The sequence below is a fragment of the Dactylosporangium sucinum genome, from assembly GCF_014647515.1.
GTDB classification, from domain to species: domain Bacteria; phylum Actinomycetota; class Actinomycetes; order Mycobacteriales; family Micromonosporaceae; genus Dactylosporangium; species Dactylosporangium sucinum.
The window spans coordinates 1-401 of sequence record NZ_BMPI01000190.1 but is presented as its reverse complement, the minus strand read 5'-3'; the positions used below and the strand labels follow the sequence as shown (position 1 = coordinate 401).

1 protein-coding gene is annotated in these 401 nt (G+C 76.1%); it reads right to left on the bottom strand.

What is annotated here, in order from left to right; translation table 11 throughout:
• The coding region (locus IEZ31_RS55740; RefSeq protein WP_190258286.1) for a hotdog family protein at positions 1–401 on the bottom strand (401 nt) is incomplete at both ends.

Below are 401 nucleotides of genomic sequence, written 5' to 3'. Positions count from 1 at the left end.
GGGGCGTGCAGGGTCAGCTCGCGGACCGTACCGCAGCCGGCCTCGTGCGCGGCCCGCGCGGCCAGCTCGACCATCGCGGTGCCCGGCACCAGCACGACGCCACCGACGACGTGCCCGGCGAGCCATGGCTGGGTCGCCGGGGACAGCCGCCCGGTGAGCACGTACCCCTGCCCATCGGCGAGGGCAACGGCGGCGCCGAGCAGTGGATGCGCGGCATCCCCGAGCCCGGCGGCCCGCAGGTCACCGGCGCCACCGGCGCCCTCCAGCCAGTACCGGCTGTGTTCGAACGCGTAGGTCGGCAGCTCGACCGCCCCTCGGGCGTCGCCGAGCAGCTTCGCCCAGTCCACATCAACCCCGGCACAGTGCAGCACCCCAGCCGCGGCCAGCACCTGCACCCGCTC